The sequence below is a fragment of the Nocardia sp. NBC_01329 genome (assembly GCF_035956715.1).
Taxonomy (GTDB): Bacteria; Actinomycetota; Actinomycetes; order Mycobacteriales; family Mycobacteriaceae; genus Nocardia.
The window spans coordinates 1,672,790-1,698,240 of record NZ_CP108381.1; the positions used below are offsets into that span (position 1 = coordinate 1,672,790).

The 25,451-nt window shown below is 67.5% G+C and carries 20 protein-coding genes and 1 pseudogene; 7 read left to right on the forward strand and 14 right to left on the reverse strand.

The window, feature by feature from the left end; genetic code table 11:
* The first annotated feature begins 4 nt into the window (after positions 1-4).
* On the forward strand, positions 5-874 hold the full coding sequence (gene thpD, locus OG405_RS07770) for an ectoine hydroxylase (RefSeq protein WP_442790675.1): 870 nt from the start codon (positions 5-7) through the stop codon (positions 872-874).
* 60 nt (positions 875-934) lie between these two features.
* Here thpD and erm read toward each other — a convergent pair whose 3' ends face one another.
* The 4 genes from erm to OG405_RS07790 all read right to left on the reverse strand — a co-directional run bounded on the left by erm (position 935) and on the right by OG405_RS07790 (position 7,041).
* The gene (erm, locus tag OG405_RS07775) at positions 935-1,747 is read right to left on the reverse strand and encodes a 23S ribosomal RNA methyltransferase Erm (RefSeq protein ID WP_327150935.1); all 813 of its coding nucleotides are present in this window, start codon (positions 1,745-1,747) and stop codon (positions 935-937) included.
* A gap of 356 nt (positions 1,748-2,103) precedes the next feature.
* Positions 2,104-3,609, reverse strand: coding sequence for an MFS transporter (locus OG405_RS07780; RefSeq protein ID WP_327150936.1), 1,506 nt, complete (start codon positions 3,607-3,609; stop codon positions 2,104-2,106).
* A 121-nt stretch (positions 3,610-3,730) separates the two neighbouring features.
* The gene (locus OG405_RS07785; protein WP_327150937.1) at positions 3,731-5,395 is read right to left on the reverse strand and encodes a hypothetical protein; all 1,665 of its coding nucleotides are present in this window, start codon (positions 5,393-5,395) and stop codon (positions 3,731-3,733) included.
* 518 nt (positions 5,396-5,913) lie between these two features.
* The gene (locus OG405_RS07790) at positions 5,914-7,041 is read right to left on the reverse strand and encodes a cytochrome P450 (RefSeq protein WP_327150938.1); all 1,128 of its coding nucleotides are present in this window, start codon (positions 7,039-7,041) and stop codon (positions 5,914-5,916) included.
* 640 nt (positions 7,042-7,681) lie between these two features.
* Here OG405_RS07790 and OG405_RS07795 point away from each other — a divergent pair.
* Both OG405_RS07795 and OG405_RS07800 read left to right on the forward strand, forming a co-directional pair.
* Positions 7,682-7,870, forward strand: a complete 189-nt coding sequence (locus tag OG405_RS07795; protein WP_327150939.1) for a hypothetical protein — start codon at positions 7,682-7,684, stop codon at positions 7,868-7,870.
* Between the two features lie 126 nt (positions 7,871-7,996).
* The gene (locus OG405_RS07800; protein WP_327150940.1) at positions 7,997-9,049 is read left to right on the forward strand and encodes a homogentisate 1,2-dioxygenase; all 1,053 of its coding nucleotides are present in this window, start codon (positions 7,997-7,999) and stop codon (positions 9,047-9,049) included.
* Positions 9,050-9,094: 45 nt separating this feature from the next.
* Here OG405_RS07800 and OG405_RS07805 read toward each other — a convergent pair whose 3' ends face one another.
* Positions 9,095-9,925 carry an alpha/beta hydrolase gene (locus OG405_RS07805; protein WP_327150941.1) on the reverse strand — a complete coding sequence of 277 codons (831 nt, stop codon included), beginning with the start codon at positions 9,923-9,925 and terminating at the stop codon, positions 9,095-9,097.
* A 658-nt stretch (positions 9,926-10,583) separates the two neighbouring features.
* On the opposite strand from OG405_RS07805, the gene OG405_RS07810 reads away from it, so the two are divergent.
* Both OG405_RS07810 and OG405_RS07815 read left to right on the forward strand, forming a co-directional pair.
* Entirely contained in the window at positions 10,584-11,792 is a 1,209-nt protein-coding gene (locus tag OG405_RS07810; protein WP_442790676.1) for an MFS transporter, read from the forward strand.
* 36 nt (positions 11,793-11,828) lie between these two features.
* Positions 11,829-12,098: pseudogene (locus OG405_RS07815) on the forward strand (arginine deiminase family protein); the annotation flags it as partial.
* An 18-nt stretch (positions 12,099-12,116) separates the two neighbouring features.
* Here OG405_RS07815 and OG405_RS07820 read toward each other — a convergent pair.
* A complete protein-coding gene (locus OG405_RS07820; RefSeq protein WP_442790677.1) occupies positions 12,117-13,541 on the reverse strand; it encodes a hypothetical protein in 1,425 nt (474 codons plus the stop codon).
* Positions 13,542-13,817: 276 nt separating this feature from the next.
* Here OG405_RS07820 and OG405_RS07825 point away from each other — a divergent pair, with 276 nt between their 5' ends.
* Positions 13,818-14,864, forward strand: a complete 1,047-nt coding sequence (locus OG405_RS07825) for a YdcF family protein (RefSeq protein WP_327150942.1) — start codon at positions 13,818-13,820, stop codon at positions 14,862-14,864.
* Positions 14,865-14,933: 69 nt separating this feature from the next.
* Here OG405_RS07825 and OG405_RS07830 read toward each other — a convergent pair whose 3' ends face one another.
* The 6 genes from OG405_RS07830 to OG405_RS07855 form a co-directional block, all read right to left on the reverse strand.
* Positions 14,934-15,383, reverse strand: coding sequence for a hypothetical protein (locus tag OG405_RS07830; RefSeq protein WP_327150943.1), 450 nt, complete (start codon positions 15,381-15,383; stop codon positions 14,934-14,936).
* A gap of 306 nt (positions 15,384-15,689) precedes the next feature.
* Entirely contained in the window at positions 15,690-16,463 is a 774-nt protein-coding gene (locus OG405_RS07835; protein ID WP_327150944.1) for a MerR family transcriptional regulator, read from the reverse strand.
* Between the two features lie 68 nt (positions 16,464-16,531).
* Positions 16,532-18,040, reverse strand: a complete 1,509-nt coding sequence (locus tag OG405_RS07840; RefSeq protein ID WP_327150945.1) for a flavin-containing monooxygenase — start codon at positions 18,038-18,040, stop codon at positions 16,532-16,534.
* A gap of 11 nt (positions 18,041-18,051) precedes the next feature.
* Positions 18,052-18,975 carry a ferritin-like domain-containing protein gene (locus OG405_RS07845; protein ID WP_327150946.1) on the reverse strand — a complete coding sequence of 308 codons (924 nt, stop codon included), beginning with the start codon at positions 18,973-18,975 and terminating at the stop codon, positions 18,052-18,054.
* A 1-nt stretch (position 18,976) separates the two neighbouring features.
* Complete coding sequence (locus OG405_RS07850) at positions 18,977-19,870, reverse strand: SDR family NAD(P)-dependent oxidoreductase (RefSeq protein ID WP_327150947.1); 894 nt, start codon at positions 19,868-19,870, stop codon at positions 18,977-18,979.
* A 1-nt stretch (position 19,871) separates the two neighbouring features.
* Entirely contained in the window at positions 19,872-20,855 is a 984-nt protein-coding gene (locus tag OG405_RS07855) for an alpha/beta hydrolase (RefSeq protein ID WP_327150948.1), read from the reverse strand.
* 179 nt (positions 20,856-21,034) lie between these two features.
* Between OG405_RS07855 and OG405_RS07860 the strand changes: the two genes are divergently transcribed.
* A complete protein-coding gene (locus OG405_RS07860; protein ID WP_327152267.1) occupies positions 21,035-21,829 on the forward strand; it encodes an SDR family NAD(P)-dependent oxidoreductase in 795 nt (264 codons plus the stop codon).
* Between the two features lie 14 nt (positions 21,830-21,843).
* Here the strand turns inward: OG405_RS07860 and OG405_RS07865 are convergent, their stop codons facing one another.
* Positions 21,844-23,958 (reverse strand): neutral/alkaline ceramidase, encoded by a 2,115-nt coding sequence (locus OG405_RS07865; protein ID WP_327150949.1) that lies wholly within the window; start codon positions 23,956-23,958, stop codon positions 21,844-21,846.
* 120 nt (positions 23,959-24,078) lie between these two features.
* A complete protein-coding gene (dinB, locus tag OG405_RS07870; RefSeq protein ID WP_327150950.1) occupies positions 24,079-25,359 on the reverse strand; it encodes a DNA polymerase IV in 1,281 nt (426 codons plus the stop codon).
* Positions 25,360-25,451 lie beyond the last annotated feature (92 nt).

Here is a 25,451-nt window from a genome sequence, read left to right on the forward strand (position 1 = left end):
GACGTTGGTAGACAATCGGATCGATCGCTATCCGACCAGAACCGCCGTGCGTCTGCCGCTGCAGGAACGGCACGACGCGACGGTGTGGGGCCGGATCGGCAACGCGGAGCTGGCTGCGTTCGATACCGACGGTTTCGCAATAATGGATCGCTTGCTGGCGTCGGAGGAAGTGGCCGAGTACGTCACCGAGATCGACCGGCTGGCAAGCGATCCGGATTTGCGTGGTGACGACCGGCTCATCGTGGAGAAATCGTCGCAGCAGGTGCGCTCGGTTTTCGAGGTGCACAAACTGAGTCCGGCGGTGGCGGAGCTGGTGCGGGAATCCCGGGTGGTGGACCTGGCCCGGCAGGTATTGGGTTCGGATGTGTACATCCATCAGAGCCGGGTCAACTATCTGCCCGGATTCGGCACCGGTTTCTACTGGCATTCCGATTTCGAGACCTGGCACGCCGAAGACGGTATGCCATCGCCTCGGGCGGTGAGCCTGTCCATCGCATTGACCGACAACTACCCGTACAACGGCAGTCTCATGGTGATGCCGGGGTCGCACTGGACATACGTGCCCTGCCAGGGCGCGACGCCGGCGGAGAACTACCGGGAGTCGCTGCGTGAGCAGGAGACCGGAGTGCCGAGCCAGGCCGATATCACCGACCTGGCCCATAAGTACGGGATAACCCAGTTCACCGGTGCGGCCGGTTCGGCGCTGCTGTTCGACTCGAACATCATGCACGCGTCGGGCAACAACATCACGCCGTTCCCACGGTCGAATATCTTCCTGGTGTTCAACAGTGTGGAGAACGCCTTGGAGGAGCCTTTCGCCGCGCCGGCCCGGCGGCCGGCCTATATCGCCGATCGCGAATTCAGGCCGGTGTAGGCGGGACAACCACCGAGGGCGACGGGGACGAATCCCGTACGGGTTCGTCCCCGCAACCACCTACTCCGCCGGTTGCGCCTCGTGCAGTCGCCGATAGAGCGCCAACCACGCGTCGGGCGGGACCAGCCCCACGGGAACATCCTTCGCTATCCCAGCGGTGGCGCAGGCCGAGTCCACATCGCGGGCGGAGTGAACACGGCGCAGCGAGGCGGCGAGAGATCCGCCGACTCCGGAGAACCCCAGTTCGACCATTCGCCGGTACCGGGCGCGGGCGGCGACGGGGACCAGGGGAGTGGGGCGACGCGCGATATGCAGCACCGCGCCGTCCACTCGCGGCACCGGAAAGAACTCCCGCCGGTCGATCCGCGCACCCAGTGTGAGTACCGATTCCGGCCAGTGGGTGACCGTCAGTTTGGTCCACCGCGTGTAGTCGCCGCTGTGTTTGCGCGCGAATTCGTACTGGGTGAGCAGGGTAGCCGAGGTCAGCCGCGGTGCGGCCAAGCACCAGCGCAGGATATCGGTACTGACCGCGAACGGGATATTGGCGACGACGGCGAACGGTTCGTGCGGAGCGGCGACGGTGCGGAAATCCCGGTTGCGTACCTGGATCCGATGGTCGCCGGAGTATCGGACGGCGAGCCTTCGGGCATAGTACGGATCTTTCTCGTAGGCGACGACCCGAGCGGCGATGGGCAGCAGGTGGCGAGTGAGCATACCGTCGCCGGGACCGACCTCGAGCACGAGGTCGTCGGGGCCGATACCGGCTGCGCGCACGATCCGGTGGGCGATCCGGGGATCGGTGAGGAAGTTCTGGGACAACCGCTTGCGGGTCGCGGATACGCGGGTCCGCGGACCCGGGGCAGTGCGGGACATGGGGATCCTCCGAGGAGTGGGCCGAATCGAAAGACGCTGATTCGCCCGGACCCATGCCGGGGCAGGAGGCGGCGCATATGAGGCGCCGAGTGATCGCGTCGATGCCGGTTCCATCGAACCGGCATCGATTCAGAGCCGAACGGTCCCGCTGCGGGGACGGCGCGGCCGGATCAGTGGAGTGCGGGGTGCGCCGGCAGAGTCCGAGCTGCCGTGCGCGGCCGGATGTAGTACGCGCCGATCGCGCACACCCCGTTGCACAAAGTTCCCATAGCGGCCCACTGTAGGACGGGTGCTACGGCCGGTCCACTTATTTTTTCGGTTCGTCTTCGGGCGGCCGAAACGCTGCCGGCGCCGGCTCAGGCCGATCCCGCTGCCTGCGGGCATCGCACCACACGCGGCTGACCGGTCGCGGCGAGCGGCTCCGCGAGATATGAATCCGGTTCGAGAGCAACGGTTTCGGAGATATGAGCGATATCGGGCACCGGATCGGCCACCGCGCCCCCGTCGCGGTAACTCCGGCTCAAGCGGCGGTAGTAGCTGCTTCCCAGCGCGAAGCCGGTGAACACGAGACCCAGGATGCCGAGCAGTACGAAAACCAATGCCATACCTCGGGCTTCGCCGGTGCCGAACCAGCCGCCGATCCAGCGCGCACCCGCGCCGTCGCTCATGAACGGAATGAAGAAGAACTGGGTCAGCGGACTGAGCAGGAACGCGGTCAGCGGTGACGCGGCCTGTTCGACGCTCTGGGCGAATCCGAAGACGCGACCCTGCCGCTGATAGGGCACCACCTTCTGCAGCACCGTCTGCTCGGCTGCTTCCGCGAACGGCATGAGCGCCATGAAGACGGCCATCCCGCCGATCAGCAGAAGCACGGAATCCTGGATCGGGAATATCAGCATCACCGCCCACAGCGCGAGATTGATCAGCAGGATCAACCGCACCGGGTTCGACGAGGTGCCGGTGCGCGCCACCAGGAGACCGCCGAGGATCATCACGCCACTGAGCGCGCCCCAGACGACACCCCAGGCCTGTACCGACATCATCGACAACGCGTACGGGTCCATCAGTGCCATCAGCCCGCCGAACAGCAGATTGTTGAGCGCGGAGAAGACGATGAGCGGGATCATTCCGGGAATCGCGCGGATGACGCGGACGGTGCCGCGCAGGTCGACGCGCCGGGGTTCGTCCGCCGCGGCCGCCCGGGCCAGCGAATCCGGCAGGGTCAGCCCACGCAGATGTGTCAGTGCGACTGTGAGCACGGCGACGGCCAGGATCAGTATGCCCAGCATGCCGTTCCATCCCACCAGCAGCGCGCTGGCCACCGAGGTGATCAGATGGGAGACGCCGGTCGTCGTTCCGACCAGCCCGTTGGCGCGATCCCGGACCCGTTCGTCGAACATGGCGGTCACTACGGTGGGCAGCGCGATCGTGCGCAGACTCCCGGCGATCACCCCGGTCATCGCGAGGACGACGAACAACCACAGCCCTACGTTCGCCGGATCACGCCACACCTCGGCAGGTGTGATCACGTAGTAGACCAGCGCGACCGCGTAGATGCCCAGCGAGACGAGTGCGGACACCTGCATCACACTCTTCTTGCGATGGTGGTCGACGATACTGCCGAACCACACTCCGGTACCGGCCATGGCGATCAGGAAGATCCCGGCGATCATCCCGGTGGCGAATACCGAACGTGTCTGCAGGTATACGAAGAACGTTATGCCGAACCAGACGGTGTAGTTGATGAACGACACCAGCAGAACGTTCACCAGCAGCTGCGCGAAGGTCCGGACCGTGTGGTCGCCGAAGTCCAGACGATTCGCGACTTCGGTACCGGTTCGCCGTGTGGTTTCCATAGTCATGAACTCAACAACCTCGACATTAGTTCAGGTCAAGGGGTGACCTGTCGGAAGATTCACCACCTTCGACCGCCGAGGTCGCCGGAAATGATCGCCCACGGCGAAATCGCCGGATCGCCGCCGCTCACAGCTCCGCGGTCGGCACCGGGTAGGAGTCCGTGGTCTGCGCGGCGTTGGCGATGACCTCTTCGGCGATTGCCTGGGTGCGCCACATCCGGGCTTCGGGGACCGCCCCGCGCTGCTCCAGCAGATCGGCGAGGCTCGCCATGGCCCGGATCTGCCGGCGTCCGGCCGCGACCCGCCACCACCGTTCGGCGGCGTCGAGTTCGTCGTGCCGATAGTAGAGCTCGCCGAGGTCGTAGGTGGCGCCGAGATGACCGGCGTGGGCGGCTTCGGCCCACAATCGGGCGGCCTGCTCATCGTCTCCGCTCGCATGCCAGGCTGCGCCGAGACCGTACAGCCGATCCGGGGTTTCGGCGGCGGCTCCGCTGTCGGCGGCCGGTAGCGGGCTCAGTGAACCATCGGCGACGGTGTCTGCCGTCGAAAGTTCGCCGGTGCGGATGAATTCGCTCTCCGGCTCGGATCGCGCGGTCTGTGACGCGGCGAAACAGACCGCGGGCAACGGGAAAACCGACGGGCCACCGTCGGTCAGTGGCGCCCGGTACGGTTCCGGGCCGTAATCCGGCAGATCTTCGCCACTGATCACCGGGACGAGGCCGGTCTGATCCGGGGAGAAGGCCCAGCCGTGTGGCCCGGCCGGATCCCGGTCCGCGACCTCCTCGAGGGTGCGGGTATACCACTGGTCGGGCCCGGTGAGCAGGGTCGCCGGACCGGAGTATTCGAGGTCCCCCGGATGATCGGGCATCGGCTCGTCGAAGAGGGACGAGTAGTCGAGTACGTCGTCGACGGCGTCCAGGGGCCCGGCGAGGAGATCGGAGCCTTCGGCGTGCCGCGAGCGCAGAACCAGGTCCGCGAGACTGCACGGATAGCCCTCCGGCTCGGCGCTGTCCACCGCCGGGTCTCCGCCGAACTCGAGGGTCTGTGCTCCGTACCGATCCGGGACCCCTACCCCGGCCGCGAACGGATCCAGGGGTACGGGGGTGATCGCCGCGCGTACCGGATCCGGCCGGATGGTGGGAACCGATACCGACGGCACGACGCCGGTGCCCGGAGCGAACAGTTGTGGATGTGGATCCAGCGAGGTGCTGCGCACCTCCACCACCAGATCGGCGAAATGCGGTGGCCCCTCGCCCATGCTGCACCACAGAACGGTGCGCCCGCTATCGGTGTGTTCGACCACGATCCCGTAGTTTCCCGACCAGGATCGCGGTTCACCGGCCGCGTTCGCCCAGACCGGGGTCAGCGCGAAGAGTGCGCCCGGGGCGGTCGCGGACAGGTCGAAGGTGATCCCGCGTTCGAGGGCGTCGCGCCAGATATCGACGCCGGTCAACCGCCGCCGGTCGATACCGATGTACCCGTCGACCATGGACAGGCCGATACCGACTCCGGCCAACCCGGCCGGAGGTGTGGCCGACAGCAGGGTGACGGTGAGAGCCGTCGCGGCGGTGGGCAACTGCTCGCTGTAGAGCGGGTGGACCGCGGTGCCCTCCCAGTCGATCGGTTCGGCACTGCGATAGCGATCCGCGAGAGTCGGCTCGTCCTCAAACGGATTCACCGCAGCCCCGGCCGACACGCCGAGTAGATCGCCCGTCAGCAACGGCGTGGCATCGAGGCGCAGCCGACGAAGGTACCTCGGTAGTTGCCCGGCACGCGGTGCCGAAGCGGGCATATCAGCCTGCGACGGAACAACTCCGGTCGACGAAGATACCGGATCGAACATATCCTGCCCCGCCTTTCGCACCGCTCCCGTTGAAACCGCAGCAATGCGGTGGCTATACCGTACTAGTCGGATCCGTCGCGCGTGCCGATTCCGTGTGTGCCAACATTTTCGAGTGTGGCGATCTCGTGTTCCGATGTCCGGACGTGCTGCTACATCCGGTGAAAGCCGGTGCGCTGCCGAGTGACGGTGCGTGGATGGGGACCGGAATGTCCGCGAACGCCGGCGGGCGGGAAGGCGGCGACGCCAATGATTTATGTGTAACCGACGGTTACACATAAATCGGGAACTATCCGAGTGGTGTGAGAGAGTGCCGAGAGCCCGGCGAATACAGTCACCTTACACCACGGGCTCCCACTCGAGCCCAGAGGTCGTGCCTCGAGCGACCGGGCTCTGCAACGCTCGTCCGATGGTCAACGGGGCGTCATCGAGAGGCTATGGGGGTGGCCGGCCAGGCGCGGGATCCATGCTCAGAGGACGGCCATCCCGGCGGTCGGCGGGAAGGTGACCCGGAGTGCGGTGAGTGCACGCTGGAAGGGACTCGGTCGCCAGGCCGGTTCGTCGGGGCCGAATTCCGGGCGCATATCCGGTAGAGCGTCCAGCAACTGGTCGACGGCCTCTTCGGCGAGCAGATAGGTGATCGACCGGGCCTGTGCCGGGCAGGCATGCTGTCCCGCACCCCAGGCCAGGTTCGTTCCGTGATGCGGATGCCGTCCGGCGGTTCGCTCGGGGTCGTCGTGACAGGCCGCGGGGCTGACGAGTACCGGTTGGTCGGCGGGCAGCCACACATCCTCGATCAGCACCGGAAGCGGCGGATAGACGATGCTGTGGTGTGCCAGGGGCGGATCGGCCGCCAGCACTTCCTCCAGCGCCTCCCTGGTCGGCGGTGCGAACCCGACCTGATTGGTCGTGAACCGCGGATCGGTGAGTATCAGCAGCAGAGTGTTGGCGATGAGATCGCGGGCCGGCTCGAGCCCCACCCGGTAGATGGCGAGCAATTGATCGACGACCTCGTCATCGGACAGTTGCGCCGGATGACCGATGAGCCGGGAGGTGAGGTCTTCGCCGGGTTCGGCGCGTTTGGCCGCGACGAGTTCCGCGAGCGTGGTCTCGGTGGAGGTGACGGCGTCCTCGTCGTTGCACAGATCGAGTACGGAGGTGAGCGCTGGATTCAGCCGGTCCGCGAGATCGAGCGGGCACCCGGTCAGCTCACCGAGCACCCGGAACACCAGCGGTGTGACATACCGGTCGATGAGGTCGGCGCCGCCTTCGGCGCAGAACTCGTTGATCAAGGAGACGGCGGCCCGCGAGATCACCGTACGTAATGAGTTCGGGTCGGCACCGGCCAGGGCCGCGACCGTCACGGATCGATAGCGTTCGTGGTCGGAGTCGCCGGTACGCAACGCATTCGGTCGATAGCTCATCATCGCGACGATGGGGAGGCCGGCGGGCGCCTTCTGCTGCCAGGTACGAGGATCGGCCGGGAAATGCGTAGGGTCCGCGAGAATGCGTACGGCGGTGCGGTAGCCGAGGACCAGGGTGGCGGGTACGCCGGGGGCGAGATCCACTGGCGCCAAAGCGCCGAAACGGGCGCGCATCCGTTGATAGCAACCGTGGGGATCGGCGGCGAATTCCGATGTGTAGATCGGTATCCGGGAGCCACTTGACTCGGCGGCGGCGTGCCGACCATGTCTGTCTGCCTGCTGCAGCCGGGACAGCCCTGTCACTCGAAGTACCCCCTGAGGTTGTGTGCCTGCTCCATCGGGCGCGACTGCGCACGGGCCGTGGAGAATATCCCTGCTCGAAAGTGCTCGGCCAGCACGTCTTTCGTATCTGGCGAGAGATGATACCCAGGTCGCGGTGCGCGGTGCGTGCGAACCGCCGGGCGTTTCGGTACCGGGTTGCCGACTGACTCAGCGTTCGCGGGTCCGCGTCGGCGACATCGCGGGAACTGGCGGCGCGGGCGTTGCCGACGGCGGGTAGTCAGCTGGGGGATAGCCCGGAGTTCGATGGCGCGGTCCACGGCGGTGCCACGAAGGTCAACACAAGCGGCTATTTGTATCAAAATATCCGCAGGCCACTTGTCCTCGGCGGACAAGTCCGCTCCCGATAATTGGGACGCATAGGCTGATGTGTTTCATTCGAGACGCTCTTATGCTGGACTGATCCATTGCCGGTCCGGCGGACTGTGCTCTGCCCCAGAGGAATTCGCCCACGATCAACCCCTCCGGAGGCGCCGTGCTCGACATATCCGGCCTGACCGCCCGATTCGGCGGTATCACTGCCCTCGACGATGTCGGATTCACCGCCCTGGAAGGTGTGTCGTCGTTTCTGGAGAAGCGGCCCGCTCGCTACCCGGACAGCGTGGCCCGCGATATCCCGGAGATCTTCGGTGCGGATCTGCCGGTGCCCCCGTTGCGGCCTTGACCCGTAATCCCTGCTGGGAGTGTACTTTCGGTGACAGATACCTTGGCAAAGATGAGTTCGCAAGAGTGCGCGGCGGGTATGTTCCGGGTCTAGGATCTGTGGCACAACAAGTTTCGGAGGTGCTGCATGCCAGACGAAGTCCTGGCGCCCAATATCGAGCTTTTCTCCCGTAACGGTTTCGCCGGCCCCAATACGACGATCGTGCGTGCCCAGTACCGGCCCCATTTCCTGCACGCTCGTGGCGAATACGTACCGCGCCGCTTCCATACCTGGGACCTACCGGCCGGTGTGTTCGCCGAGCCGAAAGCGCTACCGGTCCCGATCCTCGAGGGTCCGGGCACCGGTTTCGAGTTGAGTCGGCGCTCGGCCGCGATGTCCTTCGGCTACGTGAACGTCTGGGCCGACGAACTGCACTACATCATCTCCGGGAGCGGTGAACTCGATACCGAGGTGGGTACCTTGCAGGTGCGGGCCGGGGATATCATCCTGATCCCGCGCGCGGTGACCTACCGCTGGGGCGAGATCACCGAGGAGATCAACGAGTTCATCGTGGTCACCGCCGGCGAATTGCGTCTCGATCCCGAGGGCGCGCCCGGAACCTTCAACCCCGATCTGCACCTGGACCGGCCCGTTCCGCACGGCCGCCCCGGCCTGCCGGTGGACGACGAATACGAGGTGGTCGTCCGCACCGGCGATACCTTCACCTCGTATTTCTACGATGTCGATCCGATCCCTTGCCTCGATGTACTCGGCGCCCCGCTCGTACTCCGGTTCAATCTCGAGCATGTACAGGGCCTCGCCGTCGCCGAGGGTGGGCTCGCTCCGGCCCGGCTCATGAGCAGCACCTCGGGCCACGATTTCGTCTTCGGTACCGGCAGCCGGCGCAGTACCCGCCCGCCGGTGCATCACAACGCGGATTTCGACGAGGTGATCTGCTACGCCATGGGTCCCTCGCCGTGGGGTTCGGTCGATACGCCCGGCACCGTCACCTGGACACCCAAGGGTCTCCTGCATCAGGGGCCGGAAGAGGATGTGCAGCCCGGATATCGGGCATTCCTGGTGGAGACGCGGTCGACTCTGACGATGACCCCGGCCGGTCGCGATATCGCGCATCTGATGGAAACCGATAAGTACGGTGTTCATCCGGCGGAGGGACAGACGGCCGCTGCCGCCCGCTGATTGCACAGTGGTCCGGCCGGTCCGATGAAGGGACCGGCCGGAACACTAGACCAGTCGATCGAGCCAGCGCACCAGGGTCGTGGTCCCGTCGCGGAATCCGGCCGACCGGGGCCGGTTGAGGAAGCCGTGGCGTGTGCCCGGGACGATCACATGTTCGGTCTCGATGCCGGCCTCGGTGAGTTCTCCGGCGAATTCCGTGCTCGAGGCGCTGAGCGAGTCGTACGCGGCGTCGAGCAGTAGGACCGGAGGCAGCCCGGTCAGTTTGCTTCCGCCGGGGAACACATCCGGATCGCGCAGCCGTTCCTCCGAACCCACATAGTTGAGGTTCATCCGGCGGATGACCTGCGGAGTGAAAGTGCCGAGTCGGCGTCGGCCCCGGAGCCGGTCGCGCACCGGTCGCGGTAGCCGCGGGAGTTCGGCGTGCAGGGTGGCATAGGCCAGTATCAGCCCGGCCGGCCCTGTGCCGCTCGAATCGCGCAACCGCAGGGCAGCCGATGCGGCCAGGCAGGCGCCCGCGCTGGCGCCCCCGAGCACGACGCGGGGTTCGGTGGTCAGTAGATCGGCGACAGCGACGAGCACATCGTCCAGCGGCGCCGGATAGCGATTGTCCGACGGCCGGAACTTCGGCGGGCCCCATGCCCGGAAACGGGGGATCAGCGCGTAGTCGACGGTGTGCACCCGGCGCCCGGTCGCGGCGACCCGCAGGGCCACCGCATGTGATTCGAGTTGATCGAGCCCACCCGATACGAACGCGCCGCCGTGTAGCCACAGCAGCGGTGGGGCAGCCGGATCCGGTGTGGCGGGCAGGTATTCGCGGATCGGCACCCGGCCCCGGACGCCGGGCAGGTACCTGTCACGGATTTGCGGGTCGCCCATCCAACGTCCTCGATCCGAGCTCGTGCCCCTTTCGGACGGGTCCGCGCCGGGGCTGGGTGCTGCGTTCGCCGTCGGGGTCGCCGTGTGCGGCGGACGGTCCCGGCGATGGTATCGCTGGGGATCCGCCGCCCAGGAGGCGCCCGGTACCGGCCTCTGCGCCGAGACGGTCAGCTCTTCCCGAATGCCTCCGCACGATATCGTCGCCTTCACCCACCGACCAGGCGACTTCCCGGCGACACGCGATCGGCTCACCACCGGCGGCGGCGATGTGTACTATCCGGCTGCTGTCGACCGGGCGGTCAGCGGGCGCGGGTGCCCGGGTGCTGGGGGAGGAGCACCGACCTGAACTGCGCGTAGGTAGCGGCGTCGGCCGATCGCAGCGAGGACTCCAGCACCAGCACGCCGACCAGGAAGCCTGGCCTTGCTGAACCACCGGGTGGGTACCCGGGTGGAGCTCGAGGAACACCGATGCCGAACTCGAAGTGATCACCGATTTTCTGCGCCGGACCGGTACCGCCGGACTATAGGCCACCGAACGCCTCACCTCGGAATAAGCCCTCCCAGCTGGATGAATACGTCACCGTGGCGGACCCGCAGGTGCCCCAACTCACAGCTGTGCGCGGGAAACCTCCCCGGCGGCCGCCTGTTACACCAGAGCGTGACTTCCACCGCGACCACCACCGCGAGCGCGTCTCCCATCGCACCCGCCCGTACCAGCTGGCACATACCGGCGATGCTGGCCCTCGCGCTCGGCGGTTTCGGTATCGGCACCACCGAATTCGTCACGATGGGGCTGCTGCCCGACATCGCGGGCGCGTTCTCGGTATCCGAGCCGACCGCCGGGCACGCGGTGTCCGCCTATGCGCTCGGGGTGGTGGTCGGTGCGCCGGTGATCGCCGCGGCCTGCGCGTCGGTGGCCAGGAAACGGCTGCTGGTCGCGCTGATGGCCGCGTTCGCGATCGGCAACCTCGCCTCGGCGTTCGCCCCGAACTTCGCCACCATGATCGCCGCGCGTTTCCTCTCCGGGCTTCCGCACGGCGCGTATTTCGGTGTCGCATCACTGGCGGCCGCATCGCTGGCGCCGGCCGGGCAACGCGCCAAAGCGGTGGCCGCGGTGATGCTCGGGTTGAGCACCGCCAATGTCATCGGGGTACCGGCCGCGACCTGGCTCGGGCAATATCTCGGCTGGCGCAGCGCCTTCGTGGTGGTCGCCGTCATCGGCGCGGCCACGGTGCTGGCACTGTCGCGGTTCGTACCGCCGTTGACCGCGATCGTGACCACCGACCCGCTCACCGAACTAGGTGCGCTGCGCCGCCCCCAGGTGCTGCTCACCCTGGCGGTGGGCGCCATCGGCTTCGGCGGCATGTTCGCCGTCTACACCTATGTGAGCACCACACTCACCGATGTCGCGGGTATGCGCGCGGGTCTGGTGCCGGTGGTGCTCATGCTCTTCGGTGTCGGCATGGTGCTCGGCAATATCGGCGGCGGGATACTCGCCGATCGCGGCGTCGACCGGTCGATCTTCGTGGCGATGGGCGCGATGACGATCGTGCTGTTCGGCTTCGTGGCCGCGGCTCACAATCCGATCACCGCGGGTATCGGCGCGCTGCTGGTCGGTGCCACAGGTGCCGCGCTGGCCCCCGGCCTGCAGACCCGGCTGATGGATGTGGCGGCTGACGCCCAGACCTTGGCGGCCGCGCTCAACCATGCCGCGCTGAACATCGCCAATGCCGCGGGTGCCTGGCTCGGCGGCCTGGTGATCGCGGCCGGTTACGGCTATACGGCCCCGGCGCTGGTCGGCGCCGGGCTGGCGGCCGCCGGCGTCCTGCTGTTCACCGTCACCGTCTGGACCGCCCGCCGCTCCTGACGACTGTCGCCGAGCCCGCGGACCCGTACCGGGTCCGTCGGGCGCGCACTAGGTTTCCGGGCACTCCGAGTGGTCGAGACCGCCGGCGACTTCTATGCCTCCGAACGGCAGCAGTGGGACTCCGGGAACAACGCCGTCGCCCTGGAACCGGGCGTGGTGTTCACCTACGACCGCAACACCCAGACCAACGCTGCGCTGCGCCGAGCCGGAGTGGAGGTCATCACCATCGTCGGTGCCGAACTCGGACGCGGACGGGGTGGCGGTCACTGTATGACCTGCCCCATCATCCGCGATCCGATCGACTGAACCGGACGGCTTCGACACCTACGGCGCGATCCGTAGCATCCGGCCGACGGTGGCCTGCCAGTACGAACGATCGGGGCCGATGGTCCCGGTGAGTTGCAGGGGTTCGTCCAGCGGAGCTACACCCACCTCCCGATGAGCCCGCAGATCGCCGGTGCCGAAATCCACTGCCGTGTAGTAGACGGGCCCCACCTGCTGGATTCCGCCGCCGGGCGGTAGCGGTCCGTAGGAGAGCCCGTAGATCAGCCCGTCGGCCCGCGAGAGACGGGGGAGCGAGGCCATCCGGTCACCGCTCTCCCAGACACGATGGCAACCGGACTCCGAGACATCGATGCGGGTCATTCCGCCGGTGAACGGCGCGGTCGGTGGGGCGCTGGGCCCCGATGTCGCCTGCGGGGGATAACCGAACCCGTAGGTGCTGGGAATCACCAGCGAATTCCCCCAGGCCATCGGTGAGTTCTCGGTGCCCTGACCGGAGGTTTCGAAGGCCGGTATCCGGCACACCTGGGATCCGTCGCCGACGCGATAGACGATCAGCTGCGGCCGCGGCGCATCGTCCACGATCGCCACCCAGCCGTCACCGCCGGGCCCGAAATAGGTTGGCGTGGTGCCGGATCCGGGCCCGAGCTGACCGGGTTTGCGGATGGCCCCGGCTTCGTAGGGCTGCCGCCAGATCACTTCCGGCGCATCGGAATTCGTGGCGCGCATCTCGTAGAGAGCGCGGGTGGTCAAGACCGAGGTGCCGTCGCGGTGCACGCTCAGCCCGTTGGTGAGTTTCTCGCCATCGGGCAACCGGGTCGCGGCGACGCGGCCGGTGGCGTCGACGGTGCCGATTACGCCCCCGGTCGTAGCGAACCAGATACGGCCCCGAAAATCCGGTGCCACCCCGGTGATCGCATCACCGGCCGGGATGCCGGCGGAAACATCTACCCGCTCGTCGACCGACAACTTCCACCGGCCGTTCGCATCCCGGCGGTGCGCGACCTTGTCGATCGCGCCCGTGCCGTCGGCGACGACCACCCGGTCGCTACCGTCGAGGTATCCGTACACACCACCCAGCAGGCCACCCTTCGGCAGCTGCAACGATGCGATAGGCGCAGCCGATACCGGGTCGAAGAGTTTCACGGTCGGCACGGCGACCCCGGGTGGAGCGAGGCCGACGAACCCGGTGCACAGGGCGAGTGGCATCCCGTCGGAGGCGACGAACGTGGCACTGCACGCACCCTCCGGAACCGAGGACGCGACGAGCCGGCCGTCCGGGCCGGGGCCGGGGAGACCGGTGCTGTCGGTGGAGGCGAGGTCACCGTGGATCAGTGCGGTGCCGGCGGGCCCGAGATCGGGTACCGCCGGGTCTGCGGACGCAGCTCCGCAGGCGCCCAGCACCATCAGCACGGACGCCGCCGCCGGGAACACCCGGCGCAGGATTGCGCTGTACGAAGACCGCATCGACCACTTCCTTCGATCATCCGGGCTGCCCGGGCTCGGCGCGGTGCGGATCCGGACGTCCGGAGGTGTGCGCGGCTCAGCCCCCGTCTCGGGCAGCATACGGGGGAGGGTGGACTGTCGAGCCACTCGCGGAGCCCGGCTGTTCCGGCGAGCGGGACAACGGGCCGGAACGGTCGGGATCGAACTCTTTCTCGTTCGGGCGACCGGTGGGCAACTTTCCGGGTATCCGGCTGGGGTAGCGGCGTATTCATCCGCACTGGACAGAGGAGGACAACGGTGGATCCTGCGGTACTGCTCGCGGCAGGTTGTGCGGTGGCGGTGTTCGGAGTTACGCGGATGAGCAGGGAACCGCGCCGATTGTCCACCGGATTCTTTTTGCTGGCGGCTGTCACACTGGTCGTCGCCGGCGCGGGGACGGCGGCCGCACGGTTGGCCGCCCTGTCCGCCTCGGACTCGGCTTCGGTACTGCTCGGGGCGCTTTTCCTGCCGGGAGTGATCCTCGCCGGCCTCGCTTTGCTCACCAACGGGATCACCGTCACCCGGCGCGAAGGGGTGCGGCCTACCACCATGACTCCGGTGCTGCTGGGTCTCGGCCTGCTGGTGCTGCCCGTCGCGGCGGTGCTCGCGCTGCGACGCGGTCCCGCGGTACCGCACTGGCTGATGCTGGTCGCCGCGACGGCAACCCTGGTCGGCGTGTACCTGCTGGCGCATCTGCTCGCCTTCGCGGTACACGCCTTCGTCTACGGCAGGCTCGCGGACGAGCCGGGCGCGGACGCCATCGTGGTCCTCGGCTGCGGCCTGAACCGTAACCGGGTCACCCCGTTGCTCGCGGCCCGGCTGGATCGGGCGCTGCGGGTCCATCGGGCCGAGACCGCGGGCGGCCGGGCCCCGATTCTGATCACATCGGGCGGGAAGGGCGGCGATGAGACGGTCAGCGAGGCCGACGCGATGGCGACATACCTCGTCGCGGCCGGTGTCGCCGATACCGCGATCGTGCGCGAACGGTGCTCACGCAACACCGAGGAGAACCTGCGCAACACCCTCGATCTGCTCGGCAGTCGCGGCCTGGACCCGGCAGAATCCCGAATCACTGTCGTCACCAGCAATTTCCATGTGCTGCGCGCCGCGGCACTGACCCGCCGCCTCGGCATCGAAGCCCACGTCGTCGGCGCCCGCACCGCTCGCTACTTCATCCCCGCCGCCTTCCTGCGCGAATTCGCGGCTGTCCTCACCACCCATTACCGCCGCACCCACCTGGCGGTCGCCACCGCGACGGTCGTCGCGCTCACGGCCGCCGGCGTCGACGCGTATCTGTCCACCTGAGCCGGGGCTCGTTCGCTATCCGTCGCCCACTGTCGGCGGGCAGGCAGTCGAGCCACGCGAAAACCGCGGTCAGCCGAGGGAACGTTCGACCTCGGCCGGTGTGACCGTGGTTTCGTGCACGGTCAGCCAGCGGTACCGGTTCTGCTCCGGGTCGGTGCGCAGCACCGCGGTCGTGCGCCGGTAGTCGGTGCCCTGGCCAGCGTGGTGCTGTTCCACGAACCGCACCACGGTGGTATCCGCGGTGGTGCAGAGTATTTCGACATCCGAAATCTCGATGGCCAGACCGGGGCGGCTGTTGCGGGCCCGATGCAGACCCGCGAGTAGTTCGGTTTTCCGCAGTACCGCGCCCGCGGTCGTCACCATCGAGAAGTCGGCGTGCTGCGCGGCAGCGAACGCGTCCAGTACCTGGGGGGATGCGGGGGTGCCGAGCCAGGCGGCGAGCAGCGAGTGGACCCGTTCGACTTCCGGCAGCGCATCGAGCGGTTCGTCGTCGCCGGGTAGCCCACTCGAGTCGATCATTCTCCGCACAGTACCGGTCGGCAGGAGTCTCGACCGGTACCCGCGCCCGGCCTCATCGGGGACGGGCCGGGCGGTGCGCGAAACCGTCGTGTTCGGTGCTGCTCGAAGAGCACCAGCGCTCGGCCGAGGCACCGATCACGCCGGTGTGCTGCCTCGGGACTGTCTCGACCGCGCACAGGTACTGCACTGGAACCGATGGTGAGGCGGGTCGGCGGCACACACGGAAGCTCCGCGGAGGATGCCCGGCCGCTCGGCGGCGGTCGAGCAGAAGACGAGGACGGACAGTGGTCACCGGGCCGAAACCGGTCAGCGGTCGCGCTGGACGCCACCCATCCGTTGCTCGCGCTCCCGCTCGGCGGCGGTGGCGAGGTAGTCGCCGAGTTCGCGGCGCAGGGTCGTGTCCAGTGAACGGGCGAGACTGGTGTGCACCGCGGCGACGCCGAGTTCGCGCATCGTGTTCAGCATGCGGGTAGTCGCAGCGATCTCGTCGTTGGAACCGGGTAGCCAGCCCGGTCCGTGCTCGTCGACGATATGTTTCTTCGCCGCGTTGATGAGCAGTCCGCTGATAGCGTCGATTCGCGTCGCCACCTCGGCATACACCGAGATCAGTGTCCCCAGCTCCACCCCGTACTCGTGCAATTCGGTGAACGAGGTGAGCAGTTGGGTATCGGTGATCACCACGGTTTCACCGTCCACCCGGACCAGGCCCATTCGGCTCAGCTGCTCCACCAGTTCCTCGGTCTGATCGCCGAGGATGGTGGCGAGCAGTTCCCGCGGGACCTCGAAGGTCTCCTCCTCCGACCAGTTCGCGGTGACGGCGTGCTGCAACCCGAGCACCTCGGTGAGGTCTTTACCGGTTTCCCAGCTGGTGATGAAATCGGCGATATGCGCGGTGGTGAAACCGCGCTGCAACAGGGCGTCGATCAGCCGGAGCCGCTCCAGGTGGGAATCGTCGTAGATACTGGCCCGGCCGTCCCGATCGGCCGGTGGCGGGAGCAGGCCGCGTTCCTGGTAGGCGCGGACATTGCGGGAAGTGGTGCCCGCGGCGCGGGCGAGATCATCGATCCGGTATCGCGCCATGAATCCGCACCTCCCTCGCCCGCCTGCGCCGATTGTCCCCGGCTGGAGAATTCGAGTCTAGCCGCCGACTAGGAGACCGACGCGACCCTCCGCGCGATCCGCGGCTCGGCCGCCACCACCGTGTAGTCGTCGAGATCAACCTCGCGTAACTGGTTGCGGTACTGGGTGGCGAACCCCGGATACATGGTGGCGTTGAACCCGTCCTCGGTGAGATACCAGCTGCGACAACCGGAGTTCCAGGTGGTCGCCCCGAGCCTGCGCTGCACGGCTTCGTTGTAGCGGTCCTGACGTTCGCGGCGCACATCGAGCATACGCAGGTCGCGATCCAGGATGATGCCGATCGCCCGGACCAGATAGTCGATCTGCGATTCCATGTACACCAGGGCCGAGTTGTGCCCGGGGCCGGAATTGGGGCCGAAGGTGAGGAACAGATTCGGATAACCCGAGACCGTGACACTGCGGTAGGCGAACGCACCGCGCCGCCATTCGTCGGCGAGTACCCGCCCGCCGCGCCCGGTGATCGGGATCGGCGTCCCGGTCTTGGACACGTCGAACCCGGTGGCGAATACGATGCAGTCCGCTCGGTGCTCGATACCCTCGGCGGTGCGGATCCCGTCGGGGGCGATCCGGGCGATCGGCCAGGTGATCAGCTTGCAGTTGTCGCGCTGCAACGCCGGGTAATAGTCGTCGGTCATCAGCAGTCGTTTGCAGCCCGCGCGGAAATCGGGGGTGAGCTGGCGGCGCAGCCACGGGTCGGCGACCTGGCGGCGCAACTGTGCCCGGCCGACCAGTTCGACCACCCGGGTGAGCGGTGTGTTCCAGACGACGCCGAGCGCCACCGATTCGTGCCCGTAGAACCAGGCCTGCCTGGCCAGTGTTTCCGCGCCGGGTACGTGCCGGTACAGCTCCTTGGCCAGCGCACCGGTCCGCCGGTTCACCCGGGGCAGCACCCAGCCGGGGGTGCGCTGGAAAACCTTGACCGAACCGGCTCGCTTCACCAGTTCGGGGATGATCTGGACCGCACTGGCGCCGGTGCCGATCACCGCGACCCGTTTATCGGCGAAATCGTAGTCGTGGTCCCAGCGGGAACTGTGGATCTTGTGACCGGTGAAGGTGTCGATCCCCGGAATATCCGGGTAACCGGGTTCGGTGAGTGGTCCGGAAGCCAGCACCACCGCCCGGGCGCGGACCGGCTCCGCGCCCGCGACCGAGATCTCCCAGGTTCCGGTGCCCTCGTCGAATTCCATACCGGTGATGTTGTGCCGGAACCGGATATGCGGGCCGATACCGGATCTCGCGACCATCGATTCCATGTACCCGAGGATCTCGCCGCTGCCGGAATAGGTATGTGACCAATCGGGGTTCGGCGCGAAACTGTAGGAGTACAGCCGTGAGGGGATATCGCAAGCGGCGCCTGGATACGTGTTGTCGCGCCAGGTTCCGCCGACCGCGTCGCCGCGTTCGAACACCGCGAAATTCGTGACACCCCGGTCCCGCAGCCGGATGGCCGCGCCGATTCCGGCGAATCCCGCACCGATCACGGCGACGTCGAGCGGGGCTGTGCTGGTCGTGGTCATGGGTTTCCTAGTCACGCGGCGGGGGTGTAGGTGATTTCCTTCGACCACGACGGGTCCTTGCGCAGCAGCCGCCGCGGTATCCGCCCGGTGACCTTCACGAGCGTATCCGCGAGCAGATGGTAGGGGTGGCCCCGATCGACGACCCAGGTACCGTGCAGCTTGACGATCTGGTACATCGGCAGCCGCCGGGCGAATTCGCTGCGCTCGCCGACCTTGCGATACCGCTCGAGCGCTGAGTACAGCTTCTTCTCGTCCACGCCCATCGCGACGATATTGTCGCGCATCTTGTTCAGCAGCGGCATATAGCTGAGGACCCCGATGAGGAATGTCGGTTTCATCCAGCCGCCGACCAATTCGATGAGCAGTTTGCGCATCTCCGCGTGGCCGAGGACATCCATCACCGCGAAATCCACCGCGAGATGGCGGGATTCGTCGGCATTGATACGCCGGAACGCCTCCTGGCACACCGGATCCTCGATCTCGTCCATGATGAATTTGACCAGTGCGCCGTCGAGCGCGACCTCCAGCATCGGGATCACAGTTCCGAGGAACGACAGCGACATCTCGTCGGCGTATTTGTCCAGGAAGTCGATCACCAGTTTGACGTTGATATTCGGCTGCGGGATCTCGTCACCGTCGAGCATGCCCCAGCGCCGCATCAGCGCGAGTTCGGCATTGGCGTGCTTCTGCTCCTCGGCGTGGAAATAGCGATAGATCTCGCGCAATGTCTCGTCGGGGGCCTTCTTCGCCATTGCGGCGAAACCACGCGCGCCCACGTTCTCGATCCACATCAGATCCGACATGAACGGCTTGAGGCGCGCGAGCTGTGCGGGGGTGAGGGTTTCCGCGCCCGGCGCGTCCCAGTCGATATCCGCCAGTGCCCACTGGCGGTCCTTGATCTTGTCGAGCATATCCTCGAAGTCCATGGTCGCCATATCAGACTCCTGTTCTCTGTGCGGTGGTCGATGTGGGGGATTCGTCCTGCGGCAGTAGCCGTTCGAGCAGCCCGGCCACGGTGGTGTACGGCCCGGGGAAGGCACGTTTGAGCAGCCAGATCAGGTGGGCATCGGGCTGCGGCAGGACATGCAGCCGGCCGCGGTCGTGCGCGTCGAGGGTGAGTCGGGCGACGCGCTCGGGGGAGAACCCGGTCCAGCGCATGAGGGTGGCGGCGAGATCACGTGAACCCGTGGTGATCCGACCGTCCCGGGCCACATTCGTCCGGACGAAGGTCGGGCAGAGCACGGTGACGGCGATATCGGTGCCGCTGAACTCCGCGGCCATCGTCTCCGACAGTGCGAGTACCCCGGCCTTGGAGGTGTTGTAGACCGCCATCGAGGGCGCGGCCGCGAAACCGGCGGCCGAGGCCACATTGATGATTCCACCGCGGCCGGTGGCCCGCAGTCGAGGCGCGAAGATCTCGCATCCGTGCACCACACCCCATAGGTTGATACCGAGCGCCCACTCCCAGTCGGCGAATCCGATATCGCCCACCGGCTTTCCGCCGATCCCGACACCGGCGTTGTTGATCACCAGACTCACCGGGCCGTCGAGGACCGCATCGGCGAAACGCGCGAGGATCTCCACATCCTCGCGGCGCGCCACATCGCAGCGGAACGCGTGCGCGACGCCGGGGTGGTCGCGTTCGATCGATGCCACTGTCTCCGTCGCCCGGGCTTCGTCGATATCGGCGCAGACCACCCGACCGCCGCGGGCCGCGATCTCCTGGGCGAAGGCGCGGCCGATACCGCTACCCGCGCCGGTGACCACCGCCCGCGCACCGCGGCTGCGCGAGGTCGCGCCGAAGCGCAGCAACGAGTCGAGTCCGAACATGTCAGCTCACTTTCCGTGCGGCGCACGCGTGCAGGGCCGTACGCATGAACTGCGCGCTCCGGTCCAGTGCGATATCGGCTTCAGGGGTCAGCCGCGGGAGTGCCTGGAAGACGTGTACCTGACCCGGCCATATCTCGAGCGTGCAGTCTCCACCGGCGGCGCGGACCATGCCGTGCAGGTGGCGGGCATCGGCGCTGAGCATTTCCGCGCCGCCGGCCTGTACGAGCATCGGCGGCAACGCGGTGCCGGTGGTGATACCGAGCCGCAGCCGGGGTGTGTCCTCGGGTTGGCCGTGGGTGTAGGCGCGCGGGAGCCGGCGGGCGGCGCGCGCGGAGATCACCGGATCGCGTCGAAGGCGTTCCTGTTCCGCGGCGAGGGCGAAGGTGAGATCGATCAGTGGGGAGAACAGGGCCACCGCGGCGGGTTGCGCCGCTCCGCTCCGCGCGTTCTCCAGCAGCAGGTCCAGTGTCAGGTGCCCGCCCGCCGAATCCGCCGCGATCACCGTGTTGTGTGCGGCGAAACCCTGGTCGCGCAGCCAGTGGTAGCCGGCGGCGATATCGTCGGCGGCGGCCGGGAAGCGGTGTTCGGGCGCGAGCCGGTAGTCCACCACGAAGACCGGGAGTCCGGTCCGCCGAGACAATCGTGAGGCCAGTCCGCGGTGGGTGCGCGCGGAACACAGCACATACCCGCTGCCGTGGACGTAGTAGATCGCCTGTTCGCCGAACCGCACCCCGGGAGCCCGGACCCACTCCCCGCGGACACCGGCGGCGCGGACCTGTTCGATCTCGGTGCCCGCGATCGGCGGTCCGGCTGCGGCCATGATCGTGGCGATCAGGGTGCGGGCGAACAGGATTCCCGGCGGGTTCAACGGAATGGCGCAGTTGAGGGGACGCAGGCCGTATTCGGCAGCGGTGGCCGTCAAGCGTGCACGGAATGAGGGCGCGCCCGGCACGCCGGGCGGCGAGGTCCTCGTCGACCCAGTCATGCGCTCAGAATCATCCAACAATGTGCCATTTGTCAATGGCAGATTAATTCCGGATGGAATCGGACGAGGTCAGGGGCGGGAACGGGTTGCTTGCGCGCTGGCCGCGGGCGCTGTCCGCGGCAGTCCGGGATCCGCGTGGCATCGCCGAACCCTGGCCGTCGGTGCGGCACGATGGGCTCATGCACATCGATCTGTCCGGAAGGACCGCGCTGGTATCGGGTTCGAGTCAGGGCATCGGGCTGGCCATCGCCGCCGCACTGGCCCGAGCGGGCGCCATCGTGGTGGTGAACGGCCGGGGCGCCGAACGTACCGAGCAGGCACGTGCATCGATCATCGCCGAGGTGCCGGGAGCGTCGGTGCGGGCGGTCGCCGCCGATCTGGCTTCGGCACCCGGGGCGGCGCTGCTGGGGGAGAAAGTCCCCGAACTGGATATCCTGGTCAACAACCTGGGCATCTTCGAAGCGAAACCGGTCTTCGAGATCGACGACGACGAATGGCGCCGCTACTTCGAGGTGAACGTCCTGTCCGCGGTACGGCTCATCCGGATGTATCTCCCGGGAATGATGGAACGCGGATTCGGGCGGGTCATGAACATCGCCAGCGATTCGGCAGTGGTCACCCCGCTCGAGATGGTGCACTACGGTATGTCGAAAACCGCGCTGCTCGCCGTGACCCGGGGATATGCGAAAGCCGCTGCCGGGACCGGGGTCACCGTGAATTCCGTGATGGCCGGACCGACTCGTACACCCGGTGTCGAGGAGTTCGTCGGGGATCTCGTCGGCGCGGAGTTGCCGTGGGACGAGGCCCAGCACCGGTTCATGCTGGAGCATCGGCCGCATTCGTTGTTACAGCGCCTGATCGAACCCGCCGAGATCGGGAATATGGTCGCCTACCTGAGCTCGGAGCACGCCTCGGCGACCACCGGCGGCGCCGTCCGCGTCGACGGCGGGTACATCGACTCGATCCTCCCCTGAACCGTGCCCCGGGCTCAGGTGATATCGAATTCGTTGCTGATGCCGATGACCGGATGCAGTGTCGCGTCCGGAGCCATCCGGTCGGCGTAGTGGACGAACCGGTGCCGTCCGGTAGGCGCGTCACCGGGGATATCCCAGGTGAAGCCCGCCACCGAGGTCGCCGGCGGGCGTTTGCTCCAGTGGAACCGGATATTCCATTCGCCTTCGTTGGCGACCCGGACCCAGCGGGCGTCGACGAGTCGCTGGACCTCCAGGAAGGTGCCGTTGCGGCGTGGGTTGTGTTTGGGGTGGGCCGATACGAATTCGACCGTCGCCCGGGCGCCCCGGCTGTACGAGGCGGCGGGCTGGATGAGTGCCGCGCCGAAATCCTGACCGGGCGGTGCGGTATCGGGGCCTGGGGGAAGGACGAAATTCGGCTGTAGGTGCGACAGGTCGCGCGGTGCCGGGCCACGGTCGACGGTGGTGCCGGCGGCGAGAGCGGTGGCCAGTCGGGTGAACTCCTGCTGATACGCGGGCAGGGTGTTGCGGCCGAACAGAGTCGACGCGCCCTCGTACTGCTGCGCGTCGTATTCCTCCGGGGTGGTGACGTATTCGTGATAGGCGTTGGCGTAGCCCTGCGTCAATACCTGGTCGAGACCCACACCCAGCGCGTCGGCCACCGCCCGGCGGATCCGCAGACCGGCCACGATGGTGAATTCGGCGCCGGCGGCGGCCAGATACAGTGCGCCGATCCGCATGATCTGGACCGGTACGACACTGGGCACCCAGGGCGCCGGCGGCAGTAGCGTGAACGGCACCGCGACGGCTTTGGGGGCCTGCGCGTCGGCGAGCCAGGCGGGCACCGCCGGGTGCGGATCGCCGAGAGATTCCAGGAACGGGTGGCGTACCCCCTCCTGGATCGGCCCGCCCGGTAACCCCGGCCCGTCCTCGACACTCCCGGCGAACAACGACACTCCCGCGGCGGGTGGTGCTGTGTGGCGCGGTACGCCACCCGGTGCGAAACGCGCGTCCACGGTGATATCGGAGAGGTCGATATAGCAGAACACCGAGCCGACGGGACCGCTCGACGGCCGGGCGTTCTCGAGGGCTGTGCGGGAGGCCTCGTATTGCCGTTCGCCGATGATGCGGGTGTTGTCGAACTCGTTGTCGGTGGGTCCCGACCCCGGCGCGAGATTCAGGTTCGGTGACATGTCACCGGCGTTGGTCTGGGCGAACGCCGCGACGAATTCGGGTGCGCCGTCCAGGTAGCGGACGCCGTGGTCGGTGTGCTCGTGGGTGAACGAGGCGTATCCCTTGTTGTCCGCGCTGATCAACCTGTTCTTGTTCGTCATCGAGGTGTTGTGGGTGGCGAACCAGGTGATCGCGCCGACCTGCCTGCCGCCCTTACTGATCCCCAGCGCGGTGACCGCCGGATCGACGGCTTCGGGGAAATGGGCCCGGTCCTCGGCGGGGTTGCGATCGAAGGCGACCCGGGACCGATTGACGCTGGCGTCGTGCAGTTCGGAGCGACCGAGCGTGAGCGTGCCGGGTCCGAGATCGGCGTGCGCGGTACTGATGGCCTCGACCAGACCGTTCACCTCGGCGTCGTAGACCTGCTGCTGAAAACCCAGGATCGACAGGTTGTAGGCGTAATCGTGGGCGGCGCCGCCGCATACCGCGTGCGAATGGGTGGAGGTGAGCAGCACATTGTGCTCGGTGTAGAGGTCACCGAAGCGGCGGGCCAGTTCGGTGAGCACCCCGTGGTGCACCGATTGGAAGATCATGGCGTTCTCCGCGACGGCGAAGACGATCCGGCTCTCGCCGGTGGCGAATACGAAGGCTCGCGCCCGGGGCCGGAGATGGATCCCGGCGGTGGTCTGGTCCTGCTGGGAGTAGCCCATCATTCCGCATTCGGCTGCGGGGCCGGTGATATCGGAGATGCCCAGGCCGATCCGGTATTCGCCGGAATCCGGTGCCGCCTGCGCCCGGGCGCCGAGCGGCTCGCCGAGTCCGGGCACCGTCGCGGCCGCGGCCCCGAGGACCACTGTCCCTGCTGCCGCACCTGCCAGCACCGTTCGGCGTGGCAGCGCCGCCCGTGTGACGGTGTTCCGGCCGGTCGCGGATATCCGGGGATCAGGGGTTGCTGCCATCGGGGGTTCCTTCCTGTTCGACTCGCAGCGAACCATAGAGTTGAACACACGTCCAGATTTCCTGCGGTCGTGTCCGGTTCGCCGGGCGTCGCCTCGATCGGCGGACCCTGCGTACGGCGCTCAGTCGGGCAGCAGCGGCACCGACAACCCCTCACCCCGGCCGAGAAGTGCGGCACGGGTCACCGCGGCCGAACCGAATCGGCTGCGCAGATCGTCGAGCGCAGCGTCCAGAGCGGGCGGAGGCTCGTGTTCGAAAGGCAGTGTGAGCTGCTGGGTTCCGGTGTTGTCGAGGTTGGTGAGCGATAAACCGATCAGCGTCAGCCCCCGTTCGTCGATCAGCGGCAACGCCTCGGCGAGCAGACCACGGGCCGCGCGCAGGATCGTCGCGGTGTGATCGGTGGCCTCGGGCAATGTGCGGGATCGGGTGGCCCGGACGAAATCGTCGAACCGCATCCGCAGCACCACCGTGCGGCAGACCCGCTCCGCGGCGCGCAACCGCCGGGTCAGGCGATCGACCAGGCCGTGTAGGTAGGCTTCGATCTCCGCCGGCGGATGCCGACGCCGCCCGAGCGCGCGTTGTGCCCCGATCGACCGGCGTCGCCGCCCCGTCTCGACCCGGCGCGGATCTCGCGCCCACGCCAGCGCGTGCAGGTGCCGGGCGGCGGCCGGCCCGACGATCGAGCGCAGCCCGGACTCGTGGTACGCGGCGAGCTGGCCGATTCGTTCGATACCGTGCTCGTGCAGCGCGTTCGCGGTCACCGGGCCCACGCCCCACAGTCGATGCACGGGTAGCGGATGCAGGAATTCCAGTTCGTGTTCGGGATCCACCAGCAGCAACCCGTCCGGTTTGGCTACGGCGCTGGCGACCTTGGCGAGGAACTTCGTGGCCGCGATGCCGACCGAGATGGGTAGCCCGACCTCGTTGCGCACCCGGGCCCGCAGCTCGGTCGCGATGGCGTGCGGTTCGCCGGAGATCCGGCGCAGTCCCGCGACGTCGAGGAACGCCTCGTCGATCGAGATCCCCTCCACCACCGGGGTGGTATCGACGAAGATCTCGAACACCCCCCGGCTCGCCTCGGCGTAGGCCGCCATCCGCGGTGGGACGACGATCGCATCCGGGCACAGGCGCAAGGCCTGTCCGATGTTCATCGGCGTGCGGACACCGCGCCCCTTGGCCTCGTAGCTGGCGGCCAGCACCACACCCCCGCCCACGAGTACCGGTTTGCCGCGAAGCCGCAGTTGGTCCCGCTGTTCGACCGAGGCGTAGAACGAATCCAGATCCGCGTGCAGGATCGAAGCCTGGGCGCGGGCGGTGATCCGCGGGGGCCGGTCGCCTGCGGCGTTCCGCAGCCGGTTGCCAGTCCTGCCTTGACCAAGGGATTTCTGGCTAGATTCGAACATATGTTCACATTAGCAGGGGGTTTGCGGCAGCTCTGGCCCGTCGAACTTCTGGCAGGTGTTGCCCGCATGCTCCGAGCGCATCGAGCCAGGGA

What these genes read in the sequence shown, in the direction of transcription:
- erm (WP_327150935.1), bottom strand. Translation starts at nt 1,747, where the DNA reads ATGTCCCGCACTGCCCCGGGTCCGCGGACCCGCGTATCCGCGACCCGC.
- OG405_RS07780 (WP_327150936.1), bottom strand. Translation starts at nt 3,609, where the DNA reads ATGACTATGGAAACCACACGGCGAACCGGTACCGAAGTCGCGAATCGT.
- OG405_RS07785 (WP_327150937.1), bottom strand. Translation starts at nt 5,395, where the DNA reads ATGCCCGCTTCGGCACCGCGTGCCGGGCAACTACCGAGGTACCTTCGT.
- OG405_RS07790 (WP_327150938.1), bottom strand. Translation starts at nt 7,041, where the DNA reads ATGCGCGCCCGTTTCGGCGCTTTGGCGCCAGTGGATCTCGCCCCCGGC.
- OG405_RS07800 (WP_327150940.1), top strand. Translation starts at nt 7,997, where the DNA reads ATGCCAGACGAAGTCCTGGCGCCCAATATCGAGCTTTTCTCCCGTAAC.
- OG405_RS07805 (WP_327150941.1), bottom strand. Translation starts at nt 9,925, where the DNA reads ATGGGCGACCCGCAAATCCGTGACAGGTACCTGCCCGGCGTCCGGGGC.
- OG405_RS07820 (WP_442790677.1), bottom strand. Translation starts at nt 13,541, where the DNA reads ATGCGGTCTTCGTACAGCGCAATCCTGCGCCGGGTGTTCCCGGCGGCG.
- OG405_RS07830 (WP_327150943.1), bottom strand. Translation starts at nt 15,383, where the DNA reads ATGATCGACTCGAGTGGGCTACCCGGCGACGACGAACCGCTCGATGCG.
- OG405_RS07835 (WP_327150944.1), bottom strand. Translation starts at nt 16,463, where the DNA reads ATGGCGCGATACCGGATCGATGATCTCGCCCGCGCCGCGGGCACCACT.
- OG405_RS07840 (WP_327150945.1), bottom strand. Translation starts at nt 18,040, where the DNA reads ATGACCACGACCAGCACAGCCCCGCTCGACGTCGCCGTGATCGGTGCG.
- OG405_RS07845 (WP_327150946.1), bottom strand. Translation starts at nt 18,975, where the DNA reads ATGGCGACCATGGACTTCGAGGATATGCTCGACAAGATCAAGGACCGC.
- OG405_RS07850 (WP_327150947.1), bottom strand. Translation starts at nt 19,870, where the DNA reads ATGTTCGGACTCGACTCGTTGCTGCGCTTCGGCGCGACCTCGCGCAGC.
- OG405_RS07855 (WP_327150948.1), bottom strand. Translation starts at nt 20,855, where the DNA reads ATGACTGGGTCGACGAGGACCTCGCCGCCCGGCGTGCCGGGCGCGCCC.
- OG405_RS07860 (WP_327152267.1), top strand. Translation starts at nt 21,035, where the DNA reads ATGCACATCGATCTGTCCGGAAGGACCGCGCTGGTATCGGGTTCGAGT.
- OG405_RS07865 (WP_327150949.1), bottom strand. Translation starts at nt 23,958, where the DNA reads ATGGCAGCAACCCCTGATCCCCGGATATCCGCGACCGGCCGGAACACC.
- dinB (WP_327150950.1), bottom strand. Translation starts at nt 25,359, where the DNA reads ATGTTCGAATCTAGCCAGAAATCCCTTGGTCAAGGCAGGACTGGCAAC.